At 56.7% G+C, this 15,368-nt stretch carries 17 protein-coding genes and 1 tRNA gene; 5 read left to right on the top strand and 13 right to left on the bottom strand.

Going from position 1 to position 15,368, the window contains the following annotated elements; genetic code table 11:
- The 4 genes from ACEQU8_RS00560 to rpe form a co-directional block, all read right to left on the bottom strand.
- A partial coding sequence (locus ACEQU8_RS00560; RefSeq protein WP_370260727.1) for an aminodeoxychorismate/anthranilate synthase component II occupies positions 1 to 513 on the bottom strand: 513 nt, incomplete at its 3' end.
- A gap of 81 nt (positions 514 to 594) precedes the next feature.
- On the bottom strand, positions 595 to 2,100 hold the full coding sequence (gene trpE, locus ACEQU8_RS00555) for an anthranilate synthase component I (RefSeq protein ID WP_370260729.1): 1,506 nt from the start codon (positions 2,098 to 2,100) through the stop codon (positions 595 to 597).
- Entirely contained in the window at positions 2,100 to 2,780 is a 681-nt protein-coding gene (locus ACEQU8_RS00550; RefSeq protein ID WP_370260726.1) for a phosphoglycolate phosphatase, read from the bottom strand. Before ACEQU8_RS00550 ends, trpE begins: the two co-directional genes overlap by 1 nt.
- On the bottom strand, positions 2,777 to 3,463 hold the full coding sequence (gene rpe, locus ACEQU8_RS00545; RefSeq protein WP_370260725.1) for a ribulose-phosphate 3-epimerase: 687 nt from the start codon (positions 3,461 to 3,463) through the stop codon (positions 2,777 to 2,779). Before rpe ends, ACEQU8_RS00550 begins: the two co-directional genes overlap by 4 nt.
- Before the next feature lie 155 nt (positions 3,464 to 3,618).
- Between rpe and apaG the strand changes: the two genes are divergently transcribed.
- Positions 3,619 to 4,005: a Co2+/Mg2+ efflux protein ApaG gene (gene apaG / locus ACEQU8_RS00540; RefSeq protein WP_370260723.1), complete on the top strand. Its 387-nt coding sequence runs from the start codon at positions 3,619 to 3,621 to the stop codon at positions 4,003 to 4,005.
- 22 nt (positions 4,006 to 4,027) lie between these two features.
- Here the strand turns inward: apaG and ACEQU8_RS00535 are convergent, their stop codons facing one another.
- Positions 4,028 to 4,225, bottom strand: a complete 198-nt coding sequence (locus ACEQU8_RS00535) for a hypothetical protein (RefSeq protein ID WP_370260722.1) — start codon at positions 4,223 to 4,225, stop codon at positions 4,028 to 4,030.
- Here ACEQU8_RS00535 and ACEQU8_RS00530 point away from each other — a divergent pair.
- Positions 4,224 to 5,468: a murein transglycosylase A gene (locus tag ACEQU8_RS00530; RefSeq protein ID WP_370260721.1), complete on the top strand. Its 1,245-nt coding sequence runs from the start codon at positions 4,224 to 4,226 to the stop codon at positions 5,466 to 5,468. The two genes, ACEQU8_RS00535 and ACEQU8_RS00530, sit on opposite strands and share 2 nt — an antisense overlap.
- 12 nt (positions 5,469 to 5,480) lie before the next feature.
- On the opposite strand, the gene ACEQU8_RS00525 is transcribed toward ACEQU8_RS00530, so the two are convergent.
- Both ACEQU8_RS00525 and ACEQU8_RS00520 read right to left on the bottom strand, forming a co-directional pair.
- The gene (locus tag ACEQU8_RS00525; RefSeq protein ID WP_370260719.1) at positions 5,481 to 6,266 is read right to left on the bottom strand and encodes a DsbC family protein; all 786 of its coding nucleotides are present in this window, start codon (positions 6,264 to 6,266) and stop codon (positions 5,481 to 5,483) included.
- 80 nt (positions 6,267 to 6,346) lie between these two features.
- A complete protein-coding gene (locus ACEQU8_RS00520; protein ID WP_370260718.1) occupies positions 6,347 to 7,567 on the bottom strand; it encodes an FAD-dependent monooxygenase in 1,221 nt (406 codons plus the stop codon).
- Positions 7,568 to 7,705: 138 nt separating this feature from the next.
- Here ACEQU8_RS00520 and ACEQU8_RS00515 point away from each other — a divergent pair.
- From ACEQU8_RS00515 to ACEQU8_RS00505, 3 genes are all read left to right on the top strand, one after another.
- A tRNA-Phe gene (locus ACEQU8_RS00515) sits at positions 7,706 to 7,781 on the top strand.
- Between the two features lie 114 nt (positions 7,782 to 7,895).
- Positions 7,896 to 9,032 (top strand): hypothetical protein, encoded by a 1,137-nt coding sequence (locus ACEQU8_RS00510; RefSeq protein ID WP_370260717.1) that lies wholly within the window; start codon positions 7,896 to 7,898, stop codon positions 9,030 to 9,032.
- On the top strand, positions 9,029 to 9,481 hold the full coding sequence (locus ACEQU8_RS00505; protein ID WP_370260716.1) for a hypothetical protein: 453 nt from the start codon (positions 9,029 to 9,031) through the stop codon (positions 9,479 to 9,481). Before ACEQU8_RS00510 ends, ACEQU8_RS00505 begins: the two co-directional genes overlap by 4 nt.
- Positions 9,482 to 9,519: 38 nt before the next feature.
- On the opposite strand, the gene ACEQU8_RS00500 is transcribed toward ACEQU8_RS00505, so the two are convergent.
- The 6 genes from ACEQU8_RS00500 to ACEQU8_RS00475 form a co-directional block, all read right to left on the bottom strand.
- Positions 9,520 to 9,789, bottom strand: a complete 270-nt coding sequence (locus tag ACEQU8_RS00500) for a hypothetical protein (protein ID WP_370260714.1) — start codon at positions 9,787 to 9,789, stop codon at positions 9,520 to 9,522.
- 40 nt (positions 9,790 to 9,829) lie between these two features.
- Positions 9,830 to 11,332 carry a pilus assembly protein TadG-related protein gene (locus ACEQU8_RS00495; RefSeq protein WP_370260713.1) on the bottom strand — a complete coding sequence of 501 codons (1,503 nt, stop codon included), beginning with the start codon at positions 11,330 to 11,332 and terminating at the stop codon, positions 9,830 to 9,832.
- Positions 11,333 to 11,386: 54 nt separating this feature from the next.
- Positions 11,387 to 12,010: an AAA family ATPase gene (locus ACEQU8_RS00490; protein ID WP_370260712.1), complete on the bottom strand. Its 624-nt coding sequence runs from the start codon at positions 12,008 to 12,010 to the stop codon at positions 11,387 to 11,389.
- Between the two features lie 49 nt (positions 12,011 to 12,059).
- Entirely contained in the window at positions 12,060 to 14,354 is a 2,295-nt protein-coding gene (locus ACEQU8_RS00485; RefSeq protein ID WP_370260710.1) for a penicillin acylase family protein, read from the bottom strand.
- A 1-nt stretch (position 14,355) separates the two neighbouring features.
- Positions 14,356 to 14,490, bottom strand: coding sequence for a hypothetical protein (locus ACEQU8_RS00480; RefSeq protein ID WP_370260709.1), 135 nt, complete (start codon positions 14,488 to 14,490; stop codon positions 14,356 to 14,358).
- A 73-nt stretch (positions 14,491 to 14,563) separates the two neighbouring features.
- On the bottom strand, positions 14,564 to 15,361 hold the full coding sequence (locus ACEQU8_RS00475; RefSeq protein WP_370260708.1) for a ParA family protein: 798 nt from the start codon (positions 15,359 to 15,361) through the stop codon (positions 14,564 to 14,566).
- Between the last annotated feature and the right edge of the window lie 7 nt (positions 15,362 to 15,368).

The raw sequence follows: 15,368 nt of genomic DNA, 5'->3' as shown, positions 1-15,368 counted from the left end.
GGACTCGGGGTGACACTGCACGCCCTCCACATCAAGCGTTTTGTGGCGCACACCCATGATTTCGCCATCGGCGGTTTGTGCGGTCACCTCCAGGCAACTGGGCAGGCTTTCGCGCTCAATGGCCAGCGAATGGTAGCGTATGCAGGTCAGCGGGTTGGGCAGACCCTCGAACACGCCCACGTTTTGATGATGCACTGGCGAGGTTTTGCCGTGCATGATGGTTTTGGCCCGCACCACCTTGCCTCCAAACGCCTCGCCGATGGCTTGGTGACCCAGGCACACACCCAGCACAGGCACCACACCGGCCATTTGCCGAATGATCTCGATGGAAACGCCGGCCTGCGCGGGCGAACAGGGCCCCGGGGACACGCACACCGCCTTGGGCTTGAGTGCCATGGCCTGCGCCACGGTGATGGCGTCGTTGCGCACCACATGCACCTCCTGACCCAGTTCGCCAAAGTACTGAACAAGGTTGAAGGTGAAACTATCGTAGTTGTCGATCATCAGGAGCATGTTGACTTCCTGCAAGCCTGCATTGATAAAAAAAGTGTAGCACGGCGGTTGGTGCACCCCCACTGCGTTTTCAGGAGGAGGTTAAGACAACTCACCATCCAGCCCCTGCTGAACCAACTCGGCGGCGCGCATGACTGCGCGGGCTTTGTTCTCGGTTTCTTGCCACTCGCTTTCGGCAACAGAATCGGCCACCACACCAGCGCCAGCCTGGACATAAAGCATGCCGTCTTTCAGCACGCCAGTGCGAATGGCGATGGCCACATCCATGGTGCCGGTGAAGCTGAGGTAGCCGCACGCCCCACCATAGACGCCGCGCTTGGTCGGCTCAAGTTCGTCGATGATTTCCATGGCTCGAACCTTGGGTGCACCAGAAAGCGTACCCGCCGGAAAGGTGGCGCGCAGTACGTCCATGGCCCCCATGCCGGGCTTGAGCAAACCCTGCACATTGCTCACGATGTGCATGACATGGGAGTAGCGCTCGATGATCATTTTTTCGGTGACCTGAACAGTGCCTGTTTGAGCGATGCGGCCCACGTCATTGCGAGCCAGGTCGATGAGCATCACGTGTTCAGCAATCTCTTTGGGGTCGGCCAGAAGTTCGTCGGCCAGGGCGAGGTCTTCGCTCGGAGTTTTGCCCCGAGGGCGCGTTCCGGCAATGGGGCGTAGGGTTACCACAGGCGCGGGCTTGCCTTCGACCTGGTCTTGACGCACCAGAATTTCGGGCGAGGAGCCGATCACCTGAAAATCCCCGAAGTTGTAGTAAAACAAGTAGGGCGACGGGTTGAGCGAGCGCAGCGCGCGGTACAAAGTGAGCGCATCTTGTTCAAAGGGCTTGGACAGGCGTTGCCCCAACACCACCTGCATCACATCGCCTGCAGCGATGTACTCTTTGGCCTTGGCCACCATGCCAAAAAACTGCTCTTTGGGCATGCTGCGTTCAATTGCCGTGGGCTGCGCGGGGCCGCTCAAGGGAATGGCCACGGGTTGCCGCAAGGTTTGCATGAGCGACTTTAGCTCGGCGGCCCCCGCCTCATAGGCATTGGGCTGGCCGGGGTCGACGAACACGATGAGTTGAATGGTGCCCTGAATGTTGTCGACGACCGCCAAACGGTCGGTGAGCATCAGCAAAATATCGGGAATACCAAGTTCATCGGGCTTGCGACTTTGCTCCAGGCGCTGCTCAATGTACCGCACGGTGTCATAGCCGAAGTAGCCAGCCAATCCGCCAAAAAAACGAGGCATGCCGGGCACGGCTGGCACTTTGAACCGTGCATGGTACTGCTCGACGAAGGCCAGTGGGTCGCCGGTGAACTGCTCCAGCACTTCGGGCGCTTGCCCCGGCATGATGCGCAACACTTCCACGGTGTGCTCGACCACACGGATCACCGTGGTCGAGGGCAAGCCAATGAAAGAATAGCGCCCCGAACGCTCGCCTCCGATGACCGACTCAAGCAAAAAACTGTTGGGCTGGTTGGCGAGCTTGAAGTAGATGGACAGAGGGGTGTCGAGGTCAGCGTAACACCGTGACACCAAGGGAATGCGGTTGTAACCCTGCGAGACCAGCGCATCAAACTCGGTTTTGTTGATCATGCTTGCACCCGGCCACCCAGCAGACGGTCGGCCGCCTGGGCAATGGTTTGAATGTAGGCCTGGCATGGCGTGGATTGCACGGGCATGCCTTCGTTGTAACCGTAGGGCAGCAGCCAGCAGGGGGCCCCAGCGGCATGCGCTGCCTCTGCATCGTTGTGAGAATCACCAATCATCAGGGCCGATTCGGGCTGAACGTCCAATTGCTTGCAGGCGTGCAACACAGGCATGGGGCTGGGCTTTTTCTCGGGGCAGGTGTCGCCACCCACCACCACGCTGAAATAGCTTGCGAGCCCGGTGCGCTGCAACAAGGGTTGGGTAAAACGTTCTGGCTTGTTGGTCACCACAGCCATGGGCACACCCGCTTGCCGAAGCGCATCCAATCCTTCGACGACGCCCGGATAAAGCACTGCGTTTTGCCCGTTGATGGTGGTGTAATGCTGTTGCCAAATGCGCATGGCATGTTCGTACTCTTCCGCGCTGGCACGCTCGGTCATGCTGCCGGTGAGACTGCGATGCACCAGGTTTTCAGCCCCCTTGCCAATGTAGATGCCCACTTGGCTTTCTGAAAGCGCTGGCCGGCCCAAGTCGCGAAGCATGGCGTTGACGGCTGCAGCCAAGTCAGGGACGGTGTGCAGCAAGGTACCATCCAGGTCGAACAGAACGGCGCGAGTGGTCATGACTGCCGCACGCCAGCCAGCTCGGTACGCATTTGGTCGATCACGGCTTTGTAGTTGGGTTTGCCAAAAATGGCCGAACCCGCAACAAAGGTGTCGGCACCTGCTTTGGCGATTTGAGCGATGTTGTCGGGCTTGACCCCGCCGTCGACTTCCAGCCGAATGTTTTGCCCGCCGGCTGCGACATGGGCATCAATGCGTTTGCGCACCTCTGTGATTTTGGCCAAGGCCTGGGGAATGAAACTTTGCCCACCAAAGCCGGGGTTCACCGACATGATGAGCACCAGATCGAGCTTATCCATAATGTGATCAAGCCATGCCACAGGAGTGGCTGGGTTGAGCACCACGCCGGCCTGGCAACCTTGGTCGCGAATCAGACCCAGAGTGCGATCAAGGTGGTCGGTGCCTTCGGGGTGCACGCTGATGAGGTTTGCGCCCGCCTTGGCGAAATCGGGGATGATGCGGTCAGCCGGGCGCACCATGAGGTGCACATCAATCATGGCCTGGGTGTGGGGGCGCAGCGCCTCGCACACCAGGGGACCAATGGTGAGGTTGGGCACGTAATGGTTGTCCATGACGTCAAAATGAACCCAATCAGCACCAGCGGCAATGACATTTTTGACCTCTTCACCGAGACGGGCAAAATCGGCCGAAAGAATACTGGGGGCGATGATGTAGGGATTCATGATGCAGGCAAGCGCTTGAACAACAAACCGCCAGTTTAAACGAAACTGCCCCGCACGCAGGCGCGCCCGAGCGGTTCAGATTTGTGAAATTGCAGCTTTGGCCTCATACTTTGCCGATGTTAAATTTTATGACCAGCCCCCGCAGCATCGCCTTTATGAGCAGCGCAGATTCACGCTACCGATTTGAAGTTCACGTAAGCACCCAATTCCTTGACGAACAAAGCGACAAGGAGAAAGGCCCCTATGTGTTTGCCTACACCATTCAAATTGAAAACGTGGGCGATCAGACCGCCCAATTGCTCAGCCGACACTGGGTGATTACCGATGCACACAACATTGTGCAAGAGGTGAGGGGCGATGGCGTGGTGGGCGAACAGCCGGTATTAAAACCCGGCCAACGCTTTGAATACACCAGCGGGTGCCCACTACCCACCCCCGTGGGCACCATGCGGGGCGAATACACCTTTGTTGGCGAGGGCGGCGAGCAGTTTGAAGTGCCAGTGCCTGAATTTTTGTTGTCGATGCCAAGGACCTTGCACTAACACAGCCGTCTTGGGGACCGAATTAGGGACCGTTGCCGCGTTTTGGGTCAGGCGACTCCGCTTGGGTCTGTGTGGTTTGATGCTTAGAACGTGACTCCGCTTCGGAAGTGTCGTTTTTTGACGGGGGCAAGGGACGCTCTACACGTGCGCGCAAGGTCCACCACATGATGAACACAATCACGCCCAGCGCCAGCACCATTTCAGCGATGAGTAACCACATGAAGAAAAACCTCCGAATAAGCAAAGCGGCCAAAACTGGCCTGTTGGTATTGATTCTAGCTGGCTGTGCAAGTTCACCACAGCCCACCACAACCGAATGCAAGTGCCCACCCACTCGGGAGCCAGCCCCGGCGCAGGCGGAAGCCCCCACCGCCCTGCCCTTGTGGGCCAAGTCTGATTTTTCTAAGTTGCCTGGCTGGGAGTCGGCCAACCATATCGCCTACTTGCAAGCGTTTGCGAAACAGTGCGCCACCGACAGCAACACCTTGGGCAAGCGCAAAACCACGCCGCCCCCCTTGCTGGAGGCGTGCAAAAAAACTGGGCAGTTTTTGGGTAACCAAGGGCAAGGCAGCGCAAAGCGCTGGATGGAGACTAATTTTGAGGTGTGGCAGTTTCAACAAGAAGATGGCAGCAAGCAGGGATTGTTGACCGGTTATTTTGAGCCTGTGCTTCAAGGCAGCCGCAAGCCCAGCGCAAGATTTAACGCTCCGCTCTATGGCGTACCGAGCGAGCTAATTACTGTGAAGCTAGACGAACTGTACCCAGACCTGAAAGGCAAACGCCTGCGAGGCCGACTGCAGGGCGACAGCCTGGTGCCTTTTTTTAGCCGCGCCGAGTGGGAACGGGTTGGCCCCAACCGTGAAAGGCCCTTGGTGTGGGTCGACGACAAGCTGGATGCGTTTTTGCTGCAGGTGCAAGGCTCGGGGCGAGTGCAATTAACAGACGGCAGCACCATCCGCCTCAGCTACGCGGAGCAAAATGGCCACCCCTACAAGTCGATTGGCAAAGTGCTGGTGGACCGCGGGGAGTTAAGCGCGGCCCAGGCCACCATCCCCGGCATACGTCAATGGGCCAAAGCCAACCCACAGCGTCTGGACGCTTTGCTTAATGAGAACCCCAGCGTGGTGTTTTTTAAAGAAAACGCCGTATTGCGCCCCGAAGACGGGCCAATTGGCGCCTTGGGCGTGCCCCTAACCGCCGAACTGAGTGTGGCGATTGACCGTCAAAGGGTGCCTTACGGCAGCCTGCTGTGGGTGGAATCGAGCAACCCTGTGACCGGCAAACCCATTGAACAAGCGGCTTTGGCGCAAGACACGGGCGGTGCGATACGGGGCCGCGTGCGCGCCGACTACTACTGGGGCACTGGCGAAGCGGCTGGGCAAGCTGCAGGGCTGATGCGCCAGCCCCTACACATGTGGCTGTTCTGGCCCAAAGGCCACAGCTTGCCCACCGAGGGCAATTAAACCCGGTTTACTTTACTTGGCTCGAGCAGCAGCAGCCACGCGGCGGTTTAATTCTGCCGCAGGGATGGCGCCGCTGGCGCGCGTGCCGTCCTGAAAAAAGACGGTGGGCGTGCCTGTGACGCCCATGCCACGGCCCAAAGTGATCAATTCATTGATGGGCGGGTTGCAATCGCCCTTTCCAGTGGGCGACTGGTCGTTGAGCATCCAGTCGTCCCACATTTTGGATTTGTTGTCGGCGCACATCACCTTTTGGGCTTTGTCCAAGGAATCACGACCCAACACTGGAAACACAAAGGTGTAAACCGTGGTGTCTTGTAGCTTGGTCAGCGCCTCTTTGCGGAAACGCTTGCAATATCCACAGTTGGGGTCTTCAAACACCGCGATTTTGCGGCTGCCAGTGCCGTAAACCGTTTTCAAAGCGAGTTTGACCGGCAGGTCTTTGTCAAAATTAATGGCGTTGAGTTTGTCCATGCGTGCCTCGGTGAGGTTGGTCATGGATTTGGCCTCCAGCAATTCGCCCAAAATGAGGTGGCTGCCGCTGGCGTTGGTGTAAATGATTTTTTTGCTGCCGTTGTGACTCACCACCACCTCAAACAAGCCACCGATGACTTCCAGGTCGGTGACCGACAACACTTTGATGCCCGAACCACCCAGTGATTCGTTGACCGCAGCAGTGATGCGGTCCACCTCGGCCTTGCTGGCAGCGCTGGCCGGAGCAACCATGCCCAGCGCGGTGGTGGTAAGGAGGCAGGCCGCTGCCAAGCGCAAGTTGAAGGTGACTTTTGACAACAATTTCATGGTGGTTCCTGAAAAATTCAATTTTTTACACAATGTAGACAATGGACAAATGCACAGGGGTTTCGTTCCGAAGTTGTAGATTACCGCATGGCCTGCTGCGACAACCAACGCTTCAGCATGGGCAGTTGGTTGACAATTTGCATGCCTTTGTTGCGCACCCAGGTGGCCCCAGGAAGGTCGAGCCGGAACAGGGTGTGAAGGCCGTCGGTTAAAAAATGCACGGGAGCACAGGCCGCTTTGCGTCGCCGCTCCCAGGCACGCCACAATTGCTCATCGGCCAGGCCCAAGCGCTGAACAGCCAACAGGCGCTTGCGCGAAGTCAAAAGATTGGCCAGCTCTGCAGCATCCTCCAGGCCAAGATTGAGGCCCTGCCCTGCCAGCGGATGAATGACATGGGCTGCATCGCCCATCAGCACTACCCCTTGGTCGAACCACACAGGCGCCACGCCATGCTTCAGAGAAAAAGCATGGGCGGAACCCACCGGCTGCAAATGACCATACCACTGCTGTACCGCCCCTTGGCCCACACCCGCTATGCGGTCGACCATTTGCATGGGGCCTAACTGCATGAAAGCCTGCGACTGGTGCAAGGGCATGGACCACACCATGGACACGTGCGGGCCGGGCAAGGGCAACATGGCCAAGACTGAATCACCGAAAAACCACTGGCGGGCGGTGCCATGGTGAGGTTTTTCGATTTGGTAGGTGCACACCACGCCCTCGGCGCTGTAATCGCGGAGTTCGAAATCGAGGCCAGCCTGCCGCCTTGTTTGGCTTTGGGCGCCATCGGCTGCAATCACAATGGGCACGCGGGAGGTTTTAAGATTGGTGACCACCGCCCACATGTCACGCTCGCGAGAAAGGCCTTCGACTTTGGCGTCTTGCCACTCAATGCCCGGTTGGTAGCGCATGGCAGCAAACAACACCTCGAACAGGCAGCTTTGTTCAATAATCCAGGTGAGCGATTCCACCCCGGTGTCGCTGGCAGAAAAACGCAATTGCCCTTGGGTGTCGCCCCAAATTTGCATATCGCTGACGGGCTGAACCTTGTCGCTGGGGATATTGTCCCAGACGCGTAATTTGTCGAGCACACGCTGGCTGCGGTGAGACAAGGCAAACACCCGGGGGTCAAACCGCTGCTCAGGTTGCGCAACGAACTGTTGAGGACGACGACCAACCACCAGCACCTTAAACCCAGCCGATGCCAACACCAAAGAGGCCACCAGCCCGACTACACCGCATCCCACAATGGCGGCGTCGTAGTCGTGAGGGCTGGGCACTGTGCTGGAGGTCATTTGCATGGTGGCGGGCCTTTTTTGATCGGGTTGTGCAAAATATTTAACAACATGCTACAGCGAATTTGCACAGGACGTTTGCGCAAGCCCAAACTTTGGGATAAACTTGCGGGCTTCGGTGGTGATTGACCGCCGATTATGCGTGGCCAAGTAGCTCAGTCGGTAGAGCAGAGGATTGAAAATCCTTGTGTCGGCAGTTCGATTCTGTCCTTGGCCACCACCTTCCTCCTTCCATCTACCCCCAGCTGTTAAATTTTGTGAACTTGCATTGCAGTGGCCTTGCGTGCTCGGTTATTCTACGCCCTGCAAAAATCAATAAAAACATAGACCCAGCTTGAAAGCATTTATCCACCAAACACTGCACTTGTGCCGATGCCTTGCGGCTTGCATGGTGCTGTTTGCCGCCCCGGCGGCGGCGGTGGACTATTCCCTGACCGGTTTTGGCACGGTGCAGTACACCGTGGGCGACAACGAAGCCAACTACCTTCGTTTTGCCGACAATGAAGGCACCCTGAAGGTGAATTCTGTGCTGGGTGCACAACTGGATGTGCAACTCACGCAAACTTTGGGTGCCACGGTTCAGTATGTGGTGGCCCCCAAACAAGACAATGACCGTGGTACAGAAATTGATACCCGGTGGGCCTTTGTCAAATGGCGCCCCAACGACAACCTGACCTTCAAGTTGGGGCGGCAGCGCATCAACCTGTACCTGGACGCTGAAAACCTGGATGTGGGGCAGACCTATGTGCAGGCCAACCTCAACCCCGAGGTGTATTTCAACGCCGGCGTGTTGAATCTGGATGGTTTTTCGGCCACCTACAATTTTGAAGACCAAGCGGGCCGCTATTGGGGATTGCAGGCGATCACCGGCAACCGCGACATTATTCAGCGTCCACCTAACTTTTCTGGCGACTTCCCAACCAACCGTTTTGAATTCAATGGGCTGGTTTTAAGCGTTGACGGAGTCGATTACAGGCTGCAATTGGCGTATCACGAGGCAGACGTATATCGCGAGATCACGCGATTCAACGGTGCCCCAGTGATTAACGGGTCTTTCACCGCCCAAGCAGCTTTCACCAACCTGGGGGCAGAGTACCGCTGGGAGGACTATACCCTGCGCGCTGAATATGCCTTGGTGGACCTGTACTTTTCAAATCAGGGGATCATCGGCGGAAGCTTCCGGCAGGCAGGCCAATCAAAATACCCAGAGCAAGCGGGCAACTTGGTGTTGATACGTGCATTGAACGAGCGGCTTGCAGTCTATGGTAGCTGGGGGCGTTTTGTTTCTGATTTTGATGACCAATACTCTTTGGCCATTGGCGGCCGGTATCTGATCACGCCCTCTCAATCAGTTAAAGCTGAACTGATGCATGTGGTGGAAAAAAATACCCGTCCACAGTTGTCAGACAACGCAATTCCCAACACCACGTTCAACCTTCTGAGCGTGAACTACAACTGGGTATGGCAATGAGCAAGCGCCTGACCCACTTATTGTTCATGACGATGTGCAGCGTGCTGCTGGGGCTGGGCACTGCTGGGGCCGTGAGCGCGCAGGTGTTGGTGCTAACCTCCACCAGCAATCCCATTCAGGAAATTGGTGTAAAAGAGTTGCGTAGCCTGTACAAAGGGCGCCTAAGCCGGGTGGGCGAACAAACCGTGATACCGCTAAACAAGCCCGCTGGCAGCGTGGACCGCACGCAGTTTTTGTCCCTCATGTTGAACCAGAACGAACTGGACTACACGGGCTACTGGCATGTTCGCCGCTACAGCGGCCAAGGTGTGCCCCCTCAAGAAGTAAAGAGCCGTGAGGATTTGTTTGATCGACTCAAAGGCAACCCCAACCTGCTGGGTTACATTTGGGTGGAGCCAGGCAGCAAGCCCGAACTGCCCGAGGGCATTAAGGCCATCAAGATTCGATGAGCTTTGGGATTGCCAACCTGTAGAAAAGGGGCTTTGAATTACTCGTGCGTGTAACCCTTGCTTAAGGGCAACCACCAAGTAAAACCAAACACCAGCGTTTTTAAGGCCACTTTGCCTGCTGGCACTTGCTGGCTTCGCAACTTGTTCATGGCCAGAGGGATTTCAAGCACATGGGCTACAAATATAATTACGGCCAAGGTGTTCAGCCAAGGCAAATCAAAGCCCATCAGCCCCACCACGGCAACAATCAGCCAAAACACCACCAACCCCGCCTGTAAACCATACCAAATTCGTTGTTCTTCTTGCACTGCAGCCTCCCTTGATTGTGCCTGTGCTGTGCAGTGTACCTCAGCGGGTGAGCACCGCCGTGCCATAGCAATCCATGCTGTCGATTTGCACGGTCACCTCGTTGGCTTGCAGGCCCAAGGCCGTAAAAATTTCGTCCAAGGCGCCGCCCAAGGTGTTGAGTGTGGCCTTGAGCACCGGATTGGCTGCGAGCACGTTCAAAATACCATTGAGCGCGTTGACATTGGTTTGCAAATTGGTCAGCAGATTGCCCACACCCTGAGAAGCTTCGAAGCTGTATGAGGAGGTGATGGTGGGGTCGGGGTAACCCTGCAAAACCACCCCATTGGCCGAGGCGCTGCCCACGGAGGCATTCACCGTAGGGCGGCCCAGCAAGGGCAACTGTGGCATGCCCAAAGCAGCACTCAGTGGTGTGGACTGTAAATCAGCCAAAACACCTGATGTGGATTGAGGCAAACGACATTCAATGTCGCGAACATCAACCTCTCCCCCACCGGTGGTCACCGACAAATCCAGCAAACCGTTGAGGCGAGTGGTCACCTGTATTTGCTCGGTGCGCGCCGATGCAATGGTTTGACCATTGTTGCTTAACTTGGTGGCCACAAACATTTGAGGTGGGCCGAGCACTTTAACGCGCAGGGTGTTGCCCAGACGAAGCTCGATGCCATTGCCCTGAATTCCCTCAGCGGCGGCCAAGCTGGATGCAAATGCTAGATTGCCCAACCGCAAAGAGGCCCCGGCAAAATCGGAATCCCCCGAAGTGTCAGCAGCCAGAATTTCGCTTAGCAAAAATTCAGTGGTGCCCATGGGGCCATTGTCTGGAATGTTAACCACCGGCGCACCGGGCCCAGCCACAGTGAGCGCGGCTTGCATTAGGTCGGCGGCTGTTACATTGGTGTTGAGCAGTTGTGCCATGTTCATTTGGCCGCCCGAATTGAACACCCCAAGCTCCACGCCCAGTTGCAACAAGTCCACCCGAGCATTGGATGCCAGCAGACCTTGAAAGCCCAGCAAATTAAACCGAAGCTCTGTGCCCAAGGCGCTAAGAAGCGGGGACAAGCCGGACCCATTCAGGTTGAGGCTGAGCAGATTGGTGCCCACGATTCCGGACACAATAGGCGTCACGGTGGCCTCTGCAATCGCAACCACTGGCTGGGTGCCCAAAAATGCCGCAGGCACGTTGCGTTCTAGCCGAACCAGGACCGACTGCTGGCAAGCCGAGGGGTCCAACAGGGTGTTGGTGCCCCGAATATTGCAATTGATGGTGATGCTGTCGGTGTTGTTGTCCAGCCCATTGCGCACGGCCAGATCGCGGGCGGCCTGAAAGCCATTGCCCGCGTTGTCGATGTCGCTGGCGGCTGCCTTAGCGGCCAAATCAGCCACACGCTGCACCTCTTCTTTTTCCCAAACCACTTGGCCCAAGCCCAACACACCCAGGGCCCCAAGGGTCATGAGCATGATGAAAATGGTGAGCACCGTGATGGCGCCAGTTTGTCTGGATTGCGATACCATGGCAGGCGAATATTCAAATGATTTCAGGGACATGCTTTGATTGTGCCCCAGTTTGAAAGCAAGGAATCGCCCGAACTGAGGAATATTTCACCCCCGATTGGCCAGACGCTGCACTTCCCGCCACAAGGCGTCAATTTCGGCGGCCGCCTTGGAATGGGGAGAAAACTCGTTGACCGATTTGCCCAAGCCCACGCTGATGACGAAATCATTACGCTCGTGAACGATGGTGCGGCACACCGCAGCCGTGGCTTTTAGTTGATCAAACACAATGTCGGGGGTTTTGCTGAGCACCGAGGCCCCATTGATGACCCAAGTGACCTTGCTGCCCGCCTCTGCTGCCCATTCCAATGTGTTGCTGGCGCTGTGAATGTCCAAAGGGCTTGCTTTGGTGGGAATAAGAACCAGGTCCGCATGGGCCAAGGCGTCTTTGACCCATTTTTTGTCGGTGGGGGGCATGTCAATGAACACGAAGTCGTAACCTTCATCTTCAAGTTCAGCCAAGTCGAGCGAGATGTCGCGCGAGCCCACCTTGCGAACCACAGGGTAATCTTTGTCGCGCAGAGAGGCCCAAAACAAACTCGACCCTTGAGGGTCGGAGTCCAGCAGTGCAACCCTGCGCTTACCTTGTTGCGCAGCGTGTGCAGAAAGATTGAGGGACAAGGTTGTTTTTCCAGCCCCGCCTTTGCGGCTGCTGATGATGATGGTCTTCATGGGTAGAACGCCTTCCTCTGCTGATGGAATTCGAGACAATTCAGAGAATTTATTCTAACTTGCCCACCCAGTGGGGAAAAAGTTCTTGGATGCGCGTGGTGCGCAAGGGCATTTGTATGCTTTGACGGGTTTGCCACAGGTCGATTTGATCGGTCATGAGAGTGCTGCCCACCCAACCATCCTGTCCACCCAGCAATACAAAGTGGTTTTCGTCAAGATCATCGAGATCAGACAAATGCCGGCTTTGCGAACCGTAACTGGTTTCGTCAAACCCACGGATAAAGCCGTGTGCATTTTTCATGAGCGTTTCCCTGGAGCCTGCACCAGGAAAGGATTTGGACGAGAACCACTTTCCCAGCAAAGGCACATGACCCAGCACATGGCGAAGCCTGATTTTGTGCACCGTGCCCCACATCGGCCAAGGCTGCGCTGAATCCAATGCCGCTTGAAGGGCCTTGGGCACCAAGGCCTCGCGCTCGTTGACGTTGAGAGCGATGAGGTCCTCGAGCAAACAACTCGACAAATAGGACCATTGCTCCATGAGGGCGGGAATTCGCCCACCGTGGCGCAAAACAGACAGGCCCCTCACCAAAGCATGCAAATAACACTCAAATTGCACAGCAGCCAAACTGTCGGCGCTGTAACTGCCATCCCAGTGCTCCAGGGTGTTGCAAAGCGCCTTGTGCGCCGGGTGGCTGGCATGAGGGCGGGAAAAGGCGGCAAGGTCGGAAGACAAACGTTGCGCCAGAGGGGAGCAGACATCAAGTTGCACGTCCAGCAAAGCTTGGGCACTGAGCTTTGCCTGCCCTGCCAGCAAATGGCGCGCCCGCATCACTCGATCGTCCCCGTTGAACAAAAAGCCCAAACCATCCACTTCGGAAGGCCGATTGTTGGCTGATACCAAGAAGCCCTCCGGCGGGTTGATGACGCTTGGAAAATCGCTGGCGCACATCCTGGATGACCAGCTTTGGTGGGCAAGGTCCTCGGGCAACACCCAATCATCGTCGGGAAAACCATTGCGCTTGGGCAAGGTTGCAGCCAACACGTGGCCAATGTTGCCATGCACATCGGCACCCAACACATTCAAAGGTGTAACCCCCACACCAGCCATGGCTTGGTGAAGCTCGGGCACTGAGTTGGCCTGCATGGCCTTCAAGAAACACGAAATTTCGTCCGTGGGCCAGTGGCCCGCCCATCGCAAGGCCAGTGGGTCATTGCCACACAAACGCCCCAAGGCGGCACAATCGGTGAGGACCGGCCCATGCGGCGTGTTGCGCAGGGTGCGTTTTCGCCCCCAGCCCAATCGGGTTTTGATGTGAACCACCTGCGTGGTGGCATTGGCCAAAGTGGCTGGGTCTAGCCGAACAAGGTCAGAGGATGCTGCGCGAAGGTTGGTCCCCCCCCAGGCCAAGGCTGGGTTGCGACCCAAGCCGAGCACGGGCACGCCGGGGAACATCAGCCCCACGGCTTGAATGCCCGGGCTGTGCAAACCCACCATCATCCAGACGTTGGGCAAATGTTGGCCAAGGTGTGGATCGTTGACCATGAGCGGATGACCGCTGTGTGTGCGGGTGCCATGCAAAACCATGGAATTGCTGCCTGAACGGGCGATGCCGGCAAGGAGTGCTGCAGTTTGTTGAGCCACGCTGGCTGGTTTGCTTCCCGGTGCTTGAAAGCTGACGGACACCCCAGCCCCCACACGCTTTAATCGATTCCACCAAGCGATGAAGTCGCCAGACAATCGATGCTCGATGAGGGAAAAGTAAATAGGCCAGTTGACATCGGCGCCAGCCAAACGACCAAAGCGCAAAATATCCAAAGGCGTGTATGGCTCGGGACGAATGCCCATCAAGCGCTCGTCCAGCCCCCGCCCACGCTGGGCCTGTACGCAGTTTAAACCCGATACAAAGTGCTCAACCCAAGACCTGGAGTCTGCTGGCATGTTGGCCCAGATCTCTGGACCAGCGCGACCAAAATCAAGCAAGCGGATCAGATGATCCATGTCGATGAACTGCCGGCCACCCATTTCGGACAAACGACCCTGAGCAAGGCGCTTTAAAAATTGCAGTTGGGGACCACGCTGGAACTCGGTGATGGCCCCCAGGGCAAAAGCAAGCTGATCGGGTGTATTTGCATGCACATAGGGCACAAAATGGTCGTTGAAGCGAATGAAGGTGCCCGCCTCAAAGGGCAAACTGAGCGACCTGAATTGGACAAGGCGGTGTTGCAAGGTGAGGCTGGGGTAGCGAATGGACAACACCCCAAGACGGGCCGACCACCGAGCCAGGCCGTGGGCAATGCGCCGTAGCCAGCGGCTGCGAACCGGACCAAACGATTTGAGCACTTCAGGACAGACTGTACGACACCAAACGGCCCAATTTTTTATGCAAGGTGCGATGAAGCTTGTTGTTCAAGCGACGCTGGCGAGCAGCCTGCACCTTGAAATGCACTTGGTTGACCCAAAAAATGGCTTGGCGCATGGTGGCCCCAACGTTGGTTGACTAACGCCAACATACCCGGGGCCTGTTTCAGCCGTATTACAGCAGGTTTGCCTCAGGCCACTTTTTTGCTTCGTGACTTGGCCGATTTCTCGACCTCGGCGTGCAGGGCCAGAAATTCTTGGGTGAGCTTGTGCCCGGGCATGAAGTGGATCATGGGCTTGGACACGTCGTGGCTTTCGCGAATTTTGACCGAGGATGACAAGCTGGTGGTCAGCACCGGGTGGCCCTCTTCACGCAGTTCAGCCACCAGTTTTTGAGGCAGGCTGGCGCGGGGCTGAAACTGGTTGACCACAATGCCTTCAACACTCAAGCTTGGGTTGTGGTCAGCGCGAATTTCATTGAGGGCATCAAGCAAGTTGTACAAAGCCCGGCGAGAAAACTCGTCGCAGTCGAAGGGGATGAGCACGCTGTGCGCTGCAATCAAGGCTGAGCGCGAAAAAAAGTTGAGCGCTGGTGGGGTGTCAATATAGACCCGATCATATTGACCGGCAATTTCTTCAAGGGCTTCACGGAGTTTAAAAATTTTGTAGCGCGATTCAAGCTTGACTTGCAACTCTTCCAAACCCGGGTGGCTGGCCAGCAAATGCAAGTTGTCGTGCGGCGTTTCTACAATAAATTCGGCGCTCTTTTTGGGTCGAATTTTAAAATTCAAGGCTTGGTCGTAAAGATCGGCCAGGGTGTAGGGCAGCGCATCGCCCGACTGCCCGGTGATGTACTGGGTGCTGTTGCCTTGGGGGTCCAGGTCGATGAGCAGGGTTTTTAAGCCCTGATGGGCTGAAATGGCAGCCAGATTGCTGGCGATGGTGGATTTTCCGACCCCACCTTTTTGATTGAACACCACGCGATGCATGCAGACC

This window comes from Limnobacter sp., assembly GCF_964228395.1.
In the GTDB taxonomy this organism is placed as follows: domain Bacteria; phylum Pseudomonadota; class Gammaproteobacteria; order Burkholderiales; family Burkholderiaceae_B; genus Limnobacter.
This window is presented reverse-complemented; position numbering and strand designations above follow the sequence as displayed.